The sequence below is a fragment of the Vreelandella lionensis genome, from assembly GCF_002087295.1.
Classification (GTDB): Bacteria; Pseudomonadota; Gammaproteobacteria; order Pseudomonadales; family Halomonadaceae; genus Vreelandella; species Vreelandella lionensis.
This window is the reverse complement of the sequence record NZ_MWVI01000099.1, coordinates 1-17,270: the sequence shown is the minus strand read 5'-3', so window position 1 is coordinate 17,270 and position 17,270 is coordinate 1. Positions and strand designations below refer to the sequence as shown.

Genomic DNA, 17,270 nt, shown 5'->3' with positions numbered 1-17,270 from the left:
TGGCTCCTATTCGCTGGGGGCAAAGTCGAGCAGCACAGCGCCCTGGCTTACCGTATCGCCTGCCTGAAAGTGGAAGGTCTCTACGCTACCATCGGCGGGGGCAGTCATGGTGTGCTCCATCTTCATGGCTTCCATCACCATCAGCGGCATGCCTTTTTCAACCTGAGCACCCGGTTCCACTAGCAGCGCCACTACCGTGCCGTTCATCGGCGCGGTGAGAGTAGATTCCGCTTCGTGGTGGCCGTGGTCGATGGCGTCGATGCGCCGCCAGAAAAGGCGGGTTTCACCGCTGGGTTCGGCCATCACCACCACATGACCATCTTTATACGCCTGTAGGCGGCGACGGTGGCCGTTCAGCGTGACGGCCACGGCATCGCCTTCCAGCGGCTGCAGGCTGGCAGTCAGCGTGCTGTTGCCAATGGTGAGCTGCCACTGGGTATCCAAGGTGGCGCGCTTGCCTTCGACGACCACGTCGGCGCTGTCGCTATCCGGGGCTTGGGCGCTTGCTGGGTCGCACAGCGCAATGCGAATGGTGTGCGGCGCGTTGAGCCGGAAACCGTCGTGGCGGTCCCAGGGGGAGTCGCTTTCGCACTCCTGGGCTAATTGATGCAAACCAATCAGCGCGGCGCTGGCATAGTCCTCTGTAGAAAACTGACGCGGGGCAAACAGGGTGGCTTCGTTGCGCTCGATAAAGCGGGTATCCAGCTCGACGTTCTTAAAGCCAGGGTGATTGGCTAAGCGCTGCAAGAAGGCGCGGTTGGTGACAACGCCCTGCACATCCAGCGCCGCCAGCGCCCGGTTGAGGGTTGCCAGCGCAGCGTCACGGTCAACGCCATGCACAATCAGCTTGGCGAGCATCGGGTCGTAGTGCATCGAGACCGTATCGCCGCTCTCCACGCCGCTATCTAGGCGCACTTGATCAGCGCCTAGCCCTGCGCCTTCCAAGTCCAGCGCGAAGCGAGTGAGGAGGCCGGTTGCGGGAAGGAAGTCCTGCTCCGGGTCTTCGGCGTAAATGCGTGCTTCAAAGCTGTGGCCGGTAATGGTCAGCTCGTCCTGGCGGCAGGGCAGCGGTTCGCCCATGGCGACCCTTAGCTGCCACTCCACCAGGTCTTGGCCGGTAATCATCTCGGTAACGGGATGCTCCACCTGCAGGCGGGTGTTCATCTCCATAAAGTAGAAGGAGCCGTCGGCGTCTAACAGAAACTCCACCGTGCCCGCACCCACGTAGCCAATCTCCTGGGCGGCGCGAACGGCGGCATCGCCCATGGCGGCGCGTAGTTCAGGCGTCATGCCGGGGGCGGGGGCTTCTTCGATGACTTTTTGATGGCGGCGCTGCACGCTGCAGTCCCGCTCGAACAGATACACGCCGTTGCCGTAACGGTCGCAGAACACCTGGACTTCCACATGGCGGGGCTGTACCAAATACTTCTCGATCAGCATGCGGTCATCGCCAAACGCGGCTTTAGACTCCCGGCGGCAGCCGTCCAGCGCGGCCTGGAAGCCTTCACCGCTCTCTACCACGCGCATGCCTTTACCGCCGCCACCGGCGCTGGCTTTTAGCATGACGGGGTAGCCGATCTTATCGGCCTCGGAACGCAGCAGAGCATCGCCTTGGTCGTCGCCGTGGTAGCCGGGCACCAGAGGCACACCCGCATTCGCCATACGCGCTTTGGCGGCAGACTTGTCGCCCATGGCGGCAATGGCGGAAGCGGGCGGGCCAACAAAAGTAATGCCCGCTTGCTCTAGCGCTTTAACAAAGGTGACGTTTTCAGACAGAAAGCCATAGCCGGGGTGAATCGCGCCGGTGCCGGTGCGTTGGGCGGCCTCAATCACCGCGTCAACGTTCAAGTAGCTTTCCCGGGCGGCGGCGGAGCCGAGGCGCACGGCTTCATCGGCTTCACGCACGTGGCGGGCGGTGGCATCGGCATCGGAATAAACAGCGACGGTTTTTAATCCCATGCGGCGGGCGGTACGCATCACGCGGCAGGCAATCTCACCGCGGTTAGCCACCAGCAGGGTATCGAATTTGGTTGGGGTAAACGTCATGAGCGTGGCTCCGCAGTGTTGTTGTGTTCTTCGGGTGACGTCCAGGCGGGGCGACGCTTGTCAAAAAAGCTGGCGAGGCCCTCTTGGCCCTCTTGGCTCACCCGCAGCTTGGCAATCACTTGGCAGGTGTGCTCACGAGTAGCATCGGCATCTGGAGCTTGGGCCACGGTGGCTAATAGTGCCTTGGTAGCCCGCTGTGCCTGAGGGGAGCCTTTAACCAGCGTAGCGATCATGCTATCCACCGCGTTATCCAAGGCATCGTGCTCCACTACCTGATGGGCTAAACCCAGGCTGAGCGCGGTTGGCGCATCCATCACTTCGGCGGTCAGCGCGTAGCGGCGCATTTGGCGCTGGCCAAGGGCGCGCTGAACGTAAGGGCTAATCACCGCAGGCGACAGGCCAATATTGACTTCCGACAGGCAAAACTTGGCTTTTTCGGACGCCACGACGATATCGCAGCAGGCGGCTAAGCCCACCGCGCCACCAAACGCCGCCCCCTGTACGCGGCAGATGGTCGGGCAGGGCAGGGTATCCCGGCCGTGCATCAGCGCCGCAAGCTTGCGGGAATCCGCTAGGTTATCTTCCAGGTCGTAATCGACCATGCGCTTCATCCAGTTCAGGTCAGCACCTGCGGAGAAGCTTTTACCTTCAGAGCCGAGCACCACCACCCGCACGTCGCCTGCACTTGCCAAGTCGTGTAGCTTTTCCAGATGAGCATTGAGTTCGGCAATCAGGCTATCGTCAAAGGCTTTATGCACCTCTGGGCGGTTTAAGGTTAGGGAGCGATACCCGCCTCGATGACTAATGTTGAGTAAGCCATGATGTTCGCCCCTTACATCCGGAACACGCCGAAGCGCGTCTCTTTGACTTCGGCATTCATCGCGGCGGCCAGTGACAGCCCCAGCACATCGCGGGTTTGCATCGGGTCGATCACGCCGTCATCCCACAGGCGGGCGCTGGCGTAGTAGGGGTGGCCCTGATGCTCGTACTGGTCGCGGGTGGGCTTTTTGAACGCTTCTTCGTCCTCTTTGCTCCAGGTGTTGCCTTCGCGCTCGTACTGCTCGCGTTTTACCTGGGAAAGTACGCCCGCCGCCTGTTCGCCGCCCATCACCGAAATACGCGCGTTGGGCCACATAAACAGCAGGTTGGGGTCGTAAGCACGACCACACATACCGTAGTTACCCGCGCCGAAGCTGCCGCCAATCAGCACGGTGTATTTCGGCACGTTGGCGCAGGCCACGGCGGTGACGAGTTTGGCGCCGTTGCTTGGCAATGCCTTCATGCTCGTACTTGGAGCCAACCATAAAGCCGGTGATGTTCTGCAGGAACACCAGCGGGATTTTGCGCTGGGCGCACAGCTCAATAAAGTGCGCACCTTTTACCGCGCTCTCTGAAAACAGCACGCCGTTATTCGCCACGATCCCCACCGGGTAGCCGTGAATATGGGCAAAGCCGGTCACCAGCGTGTCGCCGTAGTAGCGTTTGAACTCGTCAAAGTCGGAGCCATCGACGATGCGGCCAATGACTTCGCGTACGTCGTAGGGCTTTTTCAGGTCGGTGCCGACGATGCCATAAAGCTCTGAAGGGTCGAGCTTGGGCGGCCTAGGCGGCTGCATGGCCAGCTGGCCGCGCTTTTGCCAGTTCAGACGCGATACGCAGGCGCGGGCAAGCTGCAGCGCATGGGCGTCATTTTCGGCGTAGTGGTCGGCTACACCGCTCACTTTGGCGTGAACATCCGCACCGCCCAGGTCTTCCGCGCTGATGCTCTCCCCCGTGGCGGCTTTTACCAGTGGTGGGCCACCCAGGAAGATCGTGCCTTGCTCTTTAACAATGATGGACTCATCCGCCATGGCAGGCACATACGCACCCCCTGCGGTACAGGAGCCCATCACCACGGCGATCTGCGGAATGCCTTCAGCGGACATCGTGGCCTGGTTGTAGAAAATACGCCCGAAGTGGTCACGGTCAGGGAAGACTTCGTCCTGGCGGGGCAGGAAGGCACCGCCAGAATCCACCAAGTAGATGCACGGCAGGCGGTGCTTGCGGGCAATTTCCTGGGCACGCAGGTGCTTTTTCACCGTTAGCGGGAAATAGGTGCCGCCTTTTACCGTGGCGTCGTTGGCCACAATCACGCACTCAACGCCAGATACCCGGCCAATCCCGGTGATCACGCCTGCGGCAGGTACCTCACTGTCGTAAACGTGATGCGCCGCCAGCGCGGAAAACTCCAGAAACGGCGAGACTTCATCAATCAAATGGTCGATGCGGTCACGCACGTACAGCTTGCCACGGCTCTCATGGCGGGCGCGGGCTTTCTCACCGCCTCCTTGTGCAATGGCCGCAGTGAGTTCACGGAGTTTGTTGACTTCCCCCAGCATGGCGGCCTCGTTGGCCTGAAACACATCGCTGCGCGGGTTGATCTGTGTGGAGAGTGTGCTCATGGCGCGCCCCTGCTAATTTTTGTTAAAGGCTTTCGGTGAAAAGTTCGCGGCCAATCAGCATCCGGCGAATCTCGCTGGTGCCCGCGCCAATTTCGTAAAGCTTCGCGTCGCGCAGCAAGCGGCCTGTGGGGTACTCGTTGATATAACCGTTGCCGCCCAGTAGCTGGATGGCATCCAGCGCGACCTGGGTGGCTTTTTCAGCGCAGTAGAGGATGACACCGGCGGCATCTTTACGAGAAGTTTGGCCACGGTCGCAGGCGGCCGCGACGGCGTATAAATAAGCGCGGCAGGCGTTTAGCGTGGTGTACATATCCGCCACCTTGCCCTGCACCAGCTGGAACTCACCGATGGATTGATTGAACTGTTTACGCTCATGGATGTAGGGCATCACCACATCCATGGCGGCCTGCATAATCCCAATGGGGCCTGCGGCTAACACAGTGCGCTCGTAATCTAGGCCGCTCATCAATACGCGAACGCCTTTGCCTACTTCGCCCAGCACGTTCTCGGCGGGCACTCGGCAATCCTGGAAGACCAGCTCGCAGGTGTTAGAGCCGCGCATGCCCAGCTTGTCGAGTTTCTGGGCGGTGGAGAAGCCCGGCATGCCTTTTTCGATAATAAACGCGGTGATGCCTTTGGAACCGGCATCCGGGTCGGTTTTGGCGTAAACCACCAGCACATCGGCATCGGGGCCGTTGGTGATCCACGTTTTGTTGCCGTTGAGAATGTAGTGGTCGCCATCCTCTTTGGCGCGCAGCTGCATGGAGACCACATCGGAGCCAGCGCCGGGCTCTGACATCGCCAGCGCGCCCACGTGGTCGCCGCTCATCAGCTTGGGCAGGTATTTGGCTTTTTGCTCGGCGGAGGCGTTGATCTTGAGCTGGTTAACGCACAGGTTGGAGTGCGCGCCGTAGGAGAGCCCGACGGAAGCACTGGCCCGGGAGATCTCCTCCATGGCGATACAGTGGGCCAAGTAGCCCATACCGCTGCCGCCATCTTCTTCTGGTACGGTAATGCCCAGCAGGCCCATATCGCCGAATTTCTTCCACAGGTCGTTGGGAAACTCGTTGTTGTGATCGATCTCGGCGGCGCGTGGGGCAATCTCACTGGCGGCAAAGGCGTTGACCTGCTCACGCAGCATGTTCAGCTCATCGTCAAGACCGAAATTTAGTTCTGAATAGTGGGAAAACATGGTCAATCACCTTGTCGTTGTTAATCGGGTCGTTATGCGTTGGTGTTGTTTATTTCGCGGTGGCCGGATGTTTCTCGTTAAGCTCTTCAAGGGCTTGGCGGCAGCGAATCTCAGCGCTTTCAAGCTCCAACTGCACCATCGTGATGTCTTTCATCTGCTGTTCCAGCGCGGCTTTACGCTCGCTGATTTTGCTCAGCATCAGGTGTAGCTGCTTTTCGCTGCCGCTGCGGGTCTCATCCCACAGCTCAAACAGCTCGCGGATTTCCGCCAGCGAAAACCCCAGGCGTTTGCCGCGCAGTGTCAGCTTTAGCCGTACGCGATCTTTACTGCTGTAAATACGTGTCTGGCCCCGGCGGGCGGGATGCAGTAGCACCTGATCTTCATAAAAGCGGATGCTACGCGTGGTCACATCAAACTCGCTGGCCAGTTCGCTGATCGAGTAGGTTTTGCTCATGATCATTATTCTCGTCGATAGGGGGATGTCCCTATGGAACACTGACCATGAGGCTAAAACAAGTTTACGTTAACGTAAAGCTGAGATTGCAATGAGTGAGTTACCGTTGAATTTTAAAAAATAACTGATAAATAAAGACTTTTAAGCTTTAATTTGGTGCATCAGAGTGGTGCGTAGACCAAAGTTGTAATTGTAATACCCTGTGTGGGGTTGCTAGTTTGCACTTACACCTTACGTTCAGGTAAGGATGCGTTGCTGGCTAACGAGTTTCGCTTCCCACCGTACAAGAACAACAAGAGGCGTGCTACCTCATGCGTGCAGACGAAGAGACAAAGGGGCCAGTGCTCGAAACTCGAGGGCTGACCAAAGAGTTTCGCGGCTTTACCGCCGTGGATAACGTAAACCTCCAGGTGCAGGAGGGGCATATTCATGCCCTGATTGGCCCAAACGGTGCAGGTAAAACGACGGTCTTTAACCTGTTAACCAAGTTTTTGCCCCCTACGCGGGGCGAGATTCTCTATCGTGGCCAACCCATCACTAGCAAAAAATCCAACGAGATCGCCCAGCTTGGCTTAGTGCGTTCGTTTCAGATTTCAGCGGTGTTTGCCCACATGACCGCACTGGAAAACGTGCGCGTAGCGCTTCAGCGCCAGCTGGGCACGTCGTTCCACTTCTGGAAATCGGAAAAAACGCTGGACCACCTCAACGACCGCGCCCTAGCGCTGCTCGATGAAGTGGGCCTGCGCGAATACGCCGATACGCTCACTGTGGAAATGCCCTATGGCCGCAAGCGCGCCTTAGAAGTGGCCACCACGCTGGCGCTGGACCCCAGCATGATGCTGCTAGACGAGCCGACCCAGGGCATGGGCGCGGAAGATGTTGACCGTATCGTGGCGCTGATCAAACGGGTTTCCCAAGGCCGCACGGTGTTGATGGGGGAGCACAACCTTAGCGTGGTCAGCCGCTTGTGTGATCGTATTACCGTATTGGCGCGGGGCGCGGTGCTGGCAGAAGGGGATTACGACACGGTTTCCCGCAACCCCTTAGTGCGTGAAGCCTATATGGGCAGCGAAGCGGCTGAGGAGGCTGCCGTATGAATACCGCAGAAGCATTCGAGAGCCAAGAAGCCCCAGAAAACCAGACCCTAGAGATGCTGCGAGTGCAAGACCTGCACGCCTTCTATGGCGAATCGCACATTCTGCATGGGGTGAATTTCGATGTGAAGCGTGGCGAGCTGGTGACTCTGCTGGGCCGCAACGGCGCGGGCCGCAGTACCACGCTAAAAGCGATTATGAATATGGTGGGGCGGCGCACCGGTTCGATTGTCATTAATGGCAATGAAACCCTGCGCATGAAGCCGCACCATATTCCCCGGTTAGGGATTGGCTACTGCCCGGAAGAGCGCGGCATTTTTGCGAGCTTAGATGTTCACGAAAACCTGCTGCTGCCACCCACTGTGCGTTCAGGCGGAATGAGCTTGGATGAAATCTACGCCATGTTCCCCAACCTCTACGAGAGTCGCAAAAGCCAGGGCACGCGACTCTCCGGCGGCGAACAGCAGATGCTGGCCATGGCGCGCATTCTGCGTACCGGTGCGCGCTTGCTGCTGCTGGATGAAATCACCGAAGGCTTGGCGCCGGTCATCGTGCAAAAACCTGGGCGAGGTATTAGTGCAGCTAAAAGAGCGCGGCATGCCCATCGTGCTGGTTGAGCAGAACTTCCGCTTTGCTGCCCCGCTGGCTGACCGCCACTTTGTGATGGATCACGGCCAAATTGTTGAGGAGATCACCGCCGAGCAGTTGCCTTCCCGGCGGGAACATTTAAACAGCATGCTGGGGGTATAAATCGCACACCCATCTAAACTGTAAGCACGGCTTTAAAAAACAACAAACGCAACACTTACGTTCCATACACAAGCGCTCCACACACAAACGCTATAACTGAACGTCCGCATCATAAAAACAAAGGCCCTCAGGGCCAGGAGACGAACATGACCTATATGAAGAAAACGCTGGCCGCCAGCATCGCCGTTGCCGCTGCCTCCAGCATGGCGATCTCGACCGCCCACGCCGAGATCAGCGATGGTGAAGTGCGTATTGGCTACTTAGCCGATATGTCCGGCACCTACCGTGATTTGGCTGGCCCAGGTGGCCAAACTGCGATGGAAATGGCGGTGGCCGATTTTGGCGGCAGCGTGAACGGCTCGCCCATTGTGATTTTCAGCGCTGATGACCGCAACAGTGCCGACGTAGGCGCCAACACCGTGCGCGAGTGGATCGACCAGCGTAACGTCGATATGGTGGGTGGGTTGGTAGCCTCTTCTTTTTCTATCGCTGTGACCAAAGTGTTGCAAGAGAACAACGGCCTGGGCATCGTCTCTGGCTCGGCGGCGTCTAGTATTACCAACGAACACTGCACTCCGAACCATATTCACTGGGTATACGACACCTATCCGCTGGCCAACGGCACCGCGAAGGCCGTCGTTGAGCAGGGCGGCGATAGCTGGTTCCTGCTCACTGCGGATTACGCCTTCGGCCATGCACTGGAAGCCGACGTGACCAGTGTGGTAGAAGCCAATGGCGGTGAAATTGTCGGCGGCGTGCGTCACCCGTTCCCCACCAGCGACTTCTCCTCCTACATTCTTCAGGCGCAGGGTTCTGGAGCGAAAATTGTCGGCCTAGCCAATGCCGGTGCCGACACGGTCAACGCGATTACCACCGCCAGCCAGTTTGGTCTGACCCAAAGCGGCCAGCAATTAGCAGGCCTGCTGATCTTCCTTAACGACGTACACGCGCTGGGGCTAGAAGCCACCCAAGGGCTGCTGCTGACCACCGGCTGGTACTGGGACATGGATGAAGAGTCCCGCGCTTGGTCCGAGCGTTACTTTGAAGAACCAGGCCGTATGCCCACCATGGTGCAAGCCGGTATCTACTCCAGCACTATGCACTACCTGAAAGCCGTGGAAGCCGCTGGCACCGATGACCCCGAAACCGTGCGCGCGAAAATGGCCGAAGAGCCGATCAACGACTTCTTCGCCCGTAACGGCAGCATTCGTGAAGATGGCCGTATGATTCACGACATGTACCTAGCCCAGGTAAAAACGACGGAAGAGTCTCCCGGTGCGTGGGACCTCTACGAGATCCTTAGCACCATTCCCGCCGCAGAAGCCTACCGTCCGCTGTCTGAAAGCCAGTGCTCGCTGGTACAGAACGGATCTGCTGACGCGCTCCAGGCTCAGGCATCTGCTGCCTTGGCCTGGGGCCAAGCAAGCCGTAAAGGCGTGACGAAAGGCGTTTCTAACAATAAGCAACGCGCTGGGGCAGCCCCATAGGGCTGCCCGCTTAGCGGCGAGGAGAGTCATACCATGACGATGATATTCGGCGTGCCAATGGCCGTGTTCATGGGCCAGCTAACGCTTGGGCTTGTGAACGGTGCCTTTTACGCACTGCTTAGTTTGGGCCTGGCGGTCATCTTCGGCCTACTGAAGATCGTCAACTTTGCCCACGGGGCGCAGTACATGCTGGGAGCCTTCGCCGCGCTGCTAGGCTTTCGCTACCTGGGCATTAACTATTGGCTAGCACTGATTTTAGTCCCGCTGGTGGTGGGTGGTTGTGGCATGCTGATGGAGCGCTTTCTGCTACGTCGCATTGCCCACCTCGACCACCTCTACGGGCTGCTGCTGACCTTCGGGTTGGCGCTGATTTTCGAAGGCACATTAATTAACTTATTCGGCGTTTCTGGGGCGCGCTACGCTACCCCTGAAATTCTGCTCGGCGGCCTTAACCTGGGCTTTATGTTCTTACCTACCTACCGTGCTTGGGTGTTAGTAGCGGCGCTGGCCATGTGTCTATTCACCTGGTTCATGATTGAGCGTACCCGCTTGGGTGCCTACCTGCGCGCCGGTACGGAAAACTCCCAACTGATGCAGGCGTTCGGCGTGAACGTACCGCTGCTGATTACCCTAACCTACGGGTTTGGGGTCGGGCTTGCCGCCTTTGCAGGCGTGCTGGCGGCACCGCTTTATCCGGTATCGCCCACTATGGGCTCAAGCCTATTGATTGTGGTGTTTGCGGTGGTCGTTATCGGCGGTATGGGCTCCATTTTATGCGCCATTTTAACCGGCCTCGGGATGGGTATTATTGAAGGGTTTACTAAGGTGTACTACCCGGAAGCCTCTAATACCGTGATCTTTCTAGTGATGATCCTGGTACTCATGTTACGCCCCGCTGGGCTGTTCGGTAAGGAGGCATAACCATGACAACAACGCATACCACCTCGGCAACCCAGTTGCCCTCCGCGGTGCAGGAGCGCCAACGGCGCGCCAAGCTACGCCGCAATATGTTCTACCTTGTGCTGCTGGCGATGGGGTTAGTTGCTCCCTTTGTGGCGTACCCCGTCTTCTTAATGAAGATTCTCTGTTTTGCGCTGTTTGCCTGCGCTTTCAACCTACTGTTGGGCTACGCCGGGCTGCTCTCATTTGGCCATGCGGCCTTCCTAGCCACCGGCGGCTATGTGACCGGCTACTTGCTGGCCAGCTACCCAGGCTTAACGCCAGAGCTAGGCATTCTTGCGGGTACGTTAATGGCAACGCTGCTAGGGGTACTGTTTGGAGTGCTCTCCATTCGCCGCCAGGGCATTTACTTCGCCATGGTCACGCTGGCGCTGGCACAGCTGATGTTCTTCGTGTTCGTGCAGTCGTCGTTCACCGGTGGGGAGGATGGCCTGCACGGTGTGCCGAGAGGGCACCTGTTTGGCGTGATCGATTTGAGCAGCAACTTGGAGATGTACTACTTCGTCTTCGCCGTGTTCGTGTTTGGCTTCGCGGTGATTCAGCGCACGGTTCATTCACCCTTTGGGCAAGTGCTGAAAGCCATTCGGGAGAACGAGCCCCGCGCCGTGTCGCTGGGCTACAACGTCGATGCCTACAAGCTGTTAGCTTTCGTGCTCTCGGCGGGGCTGGCGGGCTTGGCAGGTTCCACCAAGACCGTGGTGTTTCAATTGGCCTCGCTCACCGATGCCCACTGGCACATGTCGGGTGAGGTGATTTTGATGACGCTGCTGGGCGGTGTAGGCACACTGCTTGGCCCGCTGATGGGGGCAGGATTAGTGGTTAGCCTGCAGCACCTGCTGGCGCAGTCGCCGTTGGGGAACTGGGTAAGCGTGATTCTGGGCATCATCTTCGTGGTGTGCGTGCTGAGCTTCCGTAGCGGCATCATCGGCGAGCTGGCCAAAATGTACCGTAAAAACATTAAATAATGGATTCCCGTTAACCGCGTCTGTCCGTGGATTGGGTGCCTTCGGGCACCCTTTTTTCTGCTTGTGAAATAAGGCCGTAAGCCCATTTCTACGCCAAAGGTCTTGGGGGATTTGGTTGCGCAAGGTGGGGTAAGAATATAAGTTAACGTAAACGTCAACATTGCTAATAATGACAACAGCCAATGCGTGACTTGCCTGCCGCCTGCCTAGGCGCGGTGCATCCACGCACTGTGGAGATACGCCATGAATTTTGAGCTAAGTGAAGACCAAGTCGCTTTTTCTGATATGGCCCGGGCGTTCGCCCAGAACGAGCTGGAGCCCCATGCCGCCGAATGGGACGCAGAATCTTTTTTCCCCGTCGATGTGATTCGTAAAGCAGGGGAGTTGGGCTTTTGCTCGCTCTACGCCCCGGAAAGCGTCGGCGGGCTGGGCCTTTCCCGGCTCGATGCCAGCATTATTTTTGAACAGCTCTCGATGGGCTGCACCTCCACCACCGCGTACCTGACCATTCATAACATGGTGACCTGGATGCTGGCTGATTTCGGCACCCCAGAAGCCGTTGAGCAGTGGGGCGAAAAGCTGGCGACCGGCGAGCTGCTAGGCTCTTACTGCTTAACCGAACCCAACGCAGGCTCCGACGCGGCCTCGCTGAAAACCTCCGCCAAGCGTGATGGCGAACACTACGTGCTGAACGGCAGCAAGATGTTTATTTCCGGCGCGGGTAGCACCGATTTCCTGGTGGTGATGGCGCGCACAGGCGGCGAAGGCCCCGGCGGCGTTTCCGCCTTCGCGGTGGATGCGAAGAGCGAGGGCATCAGTTACGGCCGCAAAGAGGACAAAATGGGTTGGAACAGCCAGCCCACCCGCATGATCACCTTTGAAGACGTACGCGTCCCCGCCAACCACCTGCTGGGCAACGAGGGCGACGGTTCAAAATCGCCATGAAGGGCCTGGACGGCGGGCGCATCAACATTGCGACGTGTTCGATCGGCACCGCTCAGCAGGCGCTCAATAAAGCCCGCGAGTACATGCTAGAGCGCAAGCAGTTCGGCAAGCGCCTGGCCGAGTTCCAAGCGCTGCAGTTCCGCCTAGCCGATATGGTGACCGAGCTGGTGGCCGCCCGCCAACTGGTGCGCATGGCCGCCACCAAGCTGGATGCGGGCCACCCGGATGCCACCACCTACTGTGCGATGGCCAAGCGGTTCGCTACCGATGTGGGCTTCAAGGTGTGCGACGAAGCGCTGCAGCTCTACGGCGGCAATGGCTACATCAAGGAGTACCCGATGGAGCGCTACGTGCGCGACACCCGCGTACACCGTATTCTGGAAGGCACCAACGAGATCATGCGGCTAATTATTTCCCGCCGCGTACTGGCCGACGGTGCCGCTGAGCTATAGCCGCCAGGGCACATCTCACCAAGCCCCGAGCATATAAGGACAAACCATGAGTTGCGTACTGTTTGAAGAGCACACCACCCAAGATGGCCACGTGATTGGCGAGATTACCCTGAACGCCGAGCGCTCTTTAAATGCGCTCACGCTGGAAATGATCGAAGAGATCCTGCCGCGCCTAAACCAGTGGCAAAGCGACGAGCGGGTCGTAGCCGTGCTGCTGGATAGCGCAGGCGAAAAAGCCTTCTGCGCCGGTGGTGATGTGGTCAACCTCTACAAGGCCATTCAGGGCGACGGCGCAGCCGATTTCCCCGAGCGCTTCTTCGAGAACGAGTACCGCCTGGATTACCAACTGCATACTTTCCCCAAACCGGTGATTTGCTGGGGCAACGGCATCGTGATGGGCGGAGGCATGGGCCTGTTAAGCGGTAGCAGCCACCGCATCGTTACGGAAACCTCGCGGCTCGCCATGCCAGAAGTCACCATTGGGTTGTACCCGGATGTAGGCGCGAGCTGGTTCCTTAACCGCCTACCGGGCGGCGCCGGGCGGTTTCTGGCCATGACTGGCGGGCAAATTAACGCCCCGGACGCGGTTCATCTAGGCCTAGCCGACCGCGCCATTGCCAGCCACCACCGTGGCGCACTGGCTGAAAAGCTATTGGAGGCCAGCTGGGGCGAAGGCGAACACACCGACGCCCACGGCGTGGTGAATCACGTACTGCGCGAGCTGGAACAGGCCTCCCAAGAGGTGTTCGCGGAGATGGAAGCGCCGGTTTACAAGTCGTCTTCTTTAATTCGTGAGCTGATGGACCACGACACCGTCGAGCAGATGGTTGAAGCCGTGCTGGCAGTCGAGACCGACGACAAGTGGTTCAGCAAAGCGCAAAAAACCTTGGCCCACGGCAGCCCCGTCTCGGTTAAATTGATTCACGAGCAGCTCGCCCGCGCCAAGCATATGTCGTTGGCGGAAGTGTTTCAGTTTGAGCTTTCGCTCTCTGTGCAGTGCTGCCGCCACCGGGAGTTCCCCGAAGGCGTGCGCGCGCTGCTGGTGGATAAAGACGGCCAGCCAAGCTGGACCTACCCAGATGTGGCCTCGGTCGAGCCCTCCTTTATAGACGAGCTGCTGGCACCCGCATGGGACACCAACCCGCTGGCAGATCTTAAATAACGCACACTGCACTCTCTACAACACGCTAATAAGGATAAAAAGATGACTACCGTTGCGTTTATTGGTTTAGGCAATATGGGCGGCCCCATGGCCGCCAATTTGGCGAAAGCAGGCTTTACCGTGCGCGCCTTCGACCTTTCCGCCCAAGCGCAGGAAACCGCTAAATCTCAAGGCTGCGAGATTGCCGCCACCGCTTCGGAAGCGGCCACCGACGCCGACTTCATTATTTCCATGCTGCCCGCAGGCAAGCACGTGCGCGGGCTTTACGTGGATGGTGACGCGCCGCTGTTTGACGTAATTATACCAAGCGCGCTGGTGATTGACTGCTCCACCATCGATGCCGACACCGCCCGTCACGTAGCCGCGGCTGGCGCTGAAAAGGGCATTGGCTTTGTGGATGCGCCGGTTTCCGGTGGGGTAGGCGGTGCCCAAGCGGGCGCGCTGACCTTTATCGTCGGCGGCTCGGAGGCTCAGTTCGCCCAGGCGCAGCCGGTGCTGCAAGCCATGGGTAAAAACATCCTCCACGCCGGTGACCACGGCGCGGGGCAGGTGGCTAAAGTGTGCAACAACATGCTGCTCTCGATTTTGATGGCAGGCACCTGCGAAGCGATCAACATGGGCGTCAAAAACGGCCTCGACCCCGCTGTGCTGACAGAAATCATGAAGCAAAGCTCCGGCGGCAACTGGGCGCTTAACGTCTACAACCCCTACCCCGGGGTGATGAAAAACGCCCCCGCCTCGAAAGGCTACCAGGGCGGCTTCCAGGTGGATCTAATGATCAAAGATTTAGGCCTAGCCATGGATGTTAGCCAGCAAAGCGCATCCCCCGTGCCCATGGGCTCCGCCGCCCGTTCGCTGTTCACACTGCACAAAGCAGGCGGCAACGGCAAACTCGACTTCTCCAGCCTGCTCAAGCTGTATCAGGATAAGGGTGAGTAGTAAGCGGTAAATCGTGAGGAGCGAGTCGTGAGTGGCCGGGCGTAAGGGGAGGGTGTGGGGTGGTAGGCAGCTTTAGCTCGCGACCTGTTCGCTAAGCCCCACAACCCTGATAAAGCGGCCAACTTGCCACTCACCCCCACCCAAGGCACACTCAAAAACTTTCCTAACCCAACAATAAGGATTGCCATGATTACGCTTTGGGGCCGCAACAACTCCACCAACGTCAAAAAAGTGCTCTGGGTACTGGAAGAACTGGAACTACCGTTCGAGCAGATCATGGCGGGCCTGCAACACGGCGTAAACGACACGCCAGAATACCTCGCCATGAACCCCAACGGTTTGGTGCCGCTGCTTAAAGATGACGCTACCCAAAGCGTGCTATGGGAGTCCAACACCATCATCCGCTACCTAGCGGCGCAGTACGGCCCCAACCATTTATGGATTGAAAGCCCTGCCAAACGGGCGCAAATGGAAAAGTGGATGGATTGGTCCAGCAGCCTGCTAACCCCCGCCCACCGCACCATTTTGATGGGCTATGTACGCACCCCACCGGAACAGCGCGATAGCACACTGCTAGACCCCGCCATTGCCACCTGCGAAAAACTCTTCGCCCAGCTAGACGTCGCGTTAAGCCAGCAACCCTGGTTCTCTGGCGACGACTTTGGCCTTGCCGATATCGCCATCGCCCCGTTCACCTACAACCTGTTAAACAGCGGCCTTACTTGGCAGCCCCGCCCGCATCTACAGCGCTGGGTAGAGCAGCTCGCCGAACGCCCCGCCTACCGCAAGGTAGTGATGATTCCCGTCACTTAAAAAGCCATAGCTAACCCAACGAGCAACCACGCCTACGAGCTAAACACATCTTGTAGTGCGTGATAACGAGCAACGTGAGGTAACCGCGAGGGGCAGCAACGCTGCCCTGGGCTGTTATCGACATACTCAATCAACGCGTAGGCTTGTTATTACAACACTCAAATTTATTACCCGTGAGAGGGCGCTTTAGCGCGCGACGATCAAGCTACCAAAGCTCGTTAAAACCCTGACTCCAACAACGCCAACTCCTGATCCAACCCCTTTAATACCTCACACCCCAACCCATGCTGCTCGGCACGTTCAATCAACGGCCCCAAAATCGCCCCGCGCTCGGTAGGCCGCTTCGCCTCCACGTCCTGCAGCATCGAGGCTTTATTGTTCGCGGTGTTCTCCACCACTTGCCATACCAACGCCAACCACGCGGCTTCACCCTCGCCACCGCTCGGCGGCACAACGCCTTCCTCCGCTAAAATTGCCGCCACTTCTTTCACCACGGCAATTACTAGGCCTGAGTAGGCATTCCCACGAAGCTCTCCGTTACGCACGCCATGCAACGCCACCAGGGGGTTAATCGCCGCGTTTACCGCTAGCTTCTGCCACAAGCGGCTGCGGATATCGTTCACAGCCGTAGCGGTAAACCCAGCCTCACTCAATAGCGCCGCTAAGGATTCCGCTAACCCTGCGTGCTGGTTATCCAAATCCCCGATAAACGTTGGCCCACGGCCTGCGTGTACCACGCCACCATCTCCGGTTAAGTACGCCCCCTGAGTAGTGGTAGCGCACAGCACCGGCCCAGGCCACGTTTGGGTGATGCGCGGCTGGGCATAAAAACCGTTCTGCCACAGCACCAACGGGGTAGAGGGGGGCAGCAGGCTGGCAATACTAGAAAGCGCCGCCTCTGCGGCCATGGCTTTGGTGGTGATATGCACAAACGCAGGCGGCTTAGGCGCATTAGCCGCCAGCTGTTTAGCGGTGAGTGAGGTTAAGTGCTGAACACGAGCTTCGCCTTCCGGCGTGGTTAGCACCTGCCGCGTAGGCAACTCACGGCGACCAATCACCGCCACCTCCACAAACGGGGCCAGCGAGGGCGCCAACAGGCGGGCAATGGCCCCAGGGCCAAGAATCCAGTGGGTTGTCATGGGTAAAGCATCTTCAGCAACGAGAGTGCCGCCAAGCTTACCGCGTTCGGTGTGGGGAGGCTAAGGAGAGAAAAAGGGTTGGGGTTAGGCTATTTTTTTAGTGACGTGGGTAAGGATAGTTTGGTAGGTTTGAAGCTAAGCTAATTTGGTTAGTCGATGATGATTGGAAGATGGCGATAGTTATTGCCAAGCAGGAAGTGATAGGGAATGTCAGGTTTCGACCCTAAGCGGACATGCCAGGAAATACAGTAGGCGCGCGAATTTTCGATATACAGCCTAATTAAAGTCAATGTATTTAAAAATCATAGACTTAGAAGAGCCTAGCAGGCTGTGTTTACCGGGAAAAAGTGCTAGCACGTTCATTCAATCATAAAGCGCGCCGTCTAATACACTGTTAGTTTGCGGCTCTTCGACGTTGGGTGTGGAATTCG

Annotated in this window: 12 protein-coding genes and 3 pseudogenes; 9 read left to right on the top strand and 6 right to left on the bottom strand. The window is 58.3% G+C overall.

Translation table 11 applies throughout. From position 1 onward, the window contains the following. Positions 1-6: 6 nt before the first annotated feature. The 5 genes and pseudogenes from B4967_RS16105 to B4967_RS16085 form a co-directional block, all read right to left on the bottom strand. A complete protein-coding gene (locus B4967_RS16105; protein ID WP_083026315.1) occupies positions 7-2,046 on the bottom strand; it encodes an acetyl/propionyl/methylcrotonyl-CoA carboxylase subunit alpha in 2,040 nt (679 codons plus the stop codon). Next, positions 2,043-2,804, bottom strand: a complete 762-nt coding sequence (locus B4967_RS16100) for an enoyl-CoA hydratase-related protein (RefSeq protein ID WP_243470653.1) — start codon at positions 2,802-2,804, stop codon at positions 2,043-2,045. Before B4967_RS16100 ends, B4967_RS16105 begins: the two co-directional genes overlap by 4 nt. 74 nt (positions 2,805-2,878) lie before the next feature. Further along, positions 2,879-4,487: pseudogene (locus B4967_RS16095) on the bottom strand (carboxyl transferase domain-containing protein). 22 nt (positions 4,488-4,509) lie between these two features. Beyond that, positions 4,510-5,679, bottom strand: a complete 1,170-nt coding sequence (locus tag B4967_RS16090) for an isovaleryl-CoA dehydrogenase (RefSeq protein ID WP_083026314.1) — start codon at positions 5,677-5,679, stop codon at positions 4,510-4,512. Between the two features lie 49 nt (positions 5,680-5,728). Beyond that, positions 5,729-6,133, bottom strand: a complete 405-nt coding sequence (locus B4967_RS16085) for a MerR family transcriptional regulator (RefSeq protein WP_083026511.1) — start codon at positions 6,131-6,133, stop codon at positions 5,729-5,731. A gap of 311 nt (positions 6,134-6,444) precedes the next feature. Here B4967_RS16085 and B4967_RS16080 point away from each other — a divergent pair, with 311 nt between their 5' ends. From B4967_RS16080 to B4967_RS16040, 9 genes and pseudogenes are all read left to right on the top strand, one after another. Next, the gene (locus tag B4967_RS16080) at positions 6,445-7,230 is read left to right on the top strand and encodes an ABC transporter ATP-binding protein (RefSeq protein ID WP_083026311.1); all 786 of its coding nucleotides are present in this window, start codon (positions 6,445-6,447) and stop codon (positions 7,228-7,230) included. Further along, positions 7,227-7,977: pseudogene (locus B4967_RS16075) on the top strand (ABC transporter ATP-binding protein). Before B4967_RS16080 ends, B4967_RS16075 begins: the two are co-directional and overlap by 4 nt. Before the next feature lie 146 nt (positions 7,978-8,123). Then, entirely contained in the window at positions 8,124-9,464 is a 1,341-nt protein-coding gene (locus tag B4967_RS16070; RefSeq protein ID WP_243470652.1) for an ABC transporter substrate-binding protein, read from the top strand. A gap of 33 nt (positions 9,465-9,497) precedes the next feature. Continuing rightward, positions 9,498-10,385 (top strand): branched-chain amino acid ABC transporter permease, encoded by an 888-nt coding sequence (locus B4967_RS16065; RefSeq protein ID WP_083026309.1) that lies wholly within the window; start codon positions 9,498-9,500, stop codon positions 10,383-10,385. A 2-nt stretch (positions 10,386-10,387) separates the two neighbouring features. Then, positions 10,388-11,389, top strand: coding sequence for a branched-chain amino acid ABC transporter permease (locus B4967_RS16060; protein WP_083026307.1), 1,002 nt, complete (start codon positions 10,388-10,390; stop codon positions 11,387-11,389). A 243-nt stretch (positions 11,390-11,632) separates the two neighbouring features. Next, positions 11,633-12,786 (top strand): annotated as a pseudogene (locus B4967_RS16055) (acyl-CoA dehydrogenase family protein). A 46-nt stretch (positions 12,787-12,832) separates the two neighbouring features. Continuing rightward, positions 12,833-13,948 (top strand): enoyl-CoA hydratase/isomerase family protein, encoded by a 1,116-nt coding sequence (locus tag B4967_RS16050; RefSeq protein WP_083026306.1) that lies wholly within the window; start codon positions 12,833-12,835, stop codon positions 13,946-13,948. Positions 13,949-13,990: 42 nt separating this feature from the next. Next, positions 13,991-14,887 (top strand): 3-hydroxyisobutyrate dehydrogenase, encoded by an 897-nt coding sequence (gene mmsB / locus B4967_RS16045; RefSeq protein ID WP_083026304.1) that lies wholly within the window; start codon positions 13,991-13,993, stop codon positions 14,885-14,887. Positions 14,888-15,073: 186 nt separating this feature from the next. Next, positions 15,074-15,700, top strand: coding sequence for a glutathione S-transferase family protein (locus B4967_RS16040; RefSeq protein WP_083026302.1), 627 nt, complete (start codon positions 15,074-15,076; stop codon positions 15,698-15,700). Between the two features lie 218 nt (positions 15,701-15,918). On the opposite strand, the gene B4967_RS16035 is transcribed toward B4967_RS16040, so the two are convergent. Continuing rightward, a complete protein-coding gene (locus B4967_RS16035; RefSeq protein WP_083026300.1) occupies positions 15,919-16,839 on the bottom strand; it encodes a ketopantoate reductase family protein in 921 nt (306 codons plus the stop codon). Positions 16,840-17,270: the final 431 nt, after the last annotated feature.

What these genes read in the sequence shown, in the direction of transcription:
- B4967_RS16060 (WP_083026307.1), top strand. Translation starts at nt 10,388, where the DNA reads ATGACAACAACGCATACCACCTCGGCAACCCAGTTGCCCTCCGCGGTG.
- B4967_RS16090 (WP_083026314.1), bottom strand. Translation starts at nt 5,679, where the DNA reads ATGTTTTCCCACTATTCAGAACTAAATTTCGGTCTTGACGATGAGCTG.
- B4967_RS16040 (WP_083026302.1), top strand. Translation starts at nt 15,074, where the DNA reads ATGATTACGCTTTGGGGCCGCAACAACTCCACCAACGTCAAAAAAGTG.
- B4967_RS16085 (WP_083026511.1), bottom strand. Translation starts at nt 6,133, where the DNA reads ATGAGCAAAACCTACTCGATCAGCGAACTGGCCAGCGAGTTTGATGTG.
- B4967_RS16080 (WP_083026311.1), top strand. Translation starts at nt 6,445, where the DNA reads ATGCGTGCAGACGAAGAGACAAAGGGGCCAGTGCTCGAAACTCGAGGG.
- B4967_RS16070 (WP_243470652.1), top strand. Translation starts at nt 8,124, where the DNA reads ATGACCTATATGAAGAAAACGCTGGCCGCCAGCATCGCCGTTGCCGCT.
- B4967_RS16035 (WP_083026300.1), bottom strand. Translation starts at nt 16,839, where the DNA reads ATGACAACCCACTGGATTCTTGGCCCTGGGGCCATTGCCCGCCTGTTG.
- B4967_RS16050 (WP_083026306.1), top strand. Translation starts at nt 12,833, where the DNA reads ATGAGTTGCGTACTGTTTGAAGAGCACACCACCCAAGATGGCCACGTG.
- B4967_RS16065 (WP_083026309.1), top strand. Translation starts at nt 9,498, where the DNA reads ATGACGATGATATTCGGCGTGCCAATGGCCGTGTTCATGGGCCAGCTA.
- B4967_RS16105 (WP_083026315.1), bottom strand. Translation starts at nt 2,046, where the DNA reads ATGACGTTTACCCCAACCAAATTCGATACCCTGCTGGTGGCTAACCGC.
- mmsB (WP_083026304.1), top strand. Translation starts at nt 13,991, where the DNA reads ATGACTACCGTTGCGTTTATTGGTTTAGGCAATATGGGCGGCCCCATG.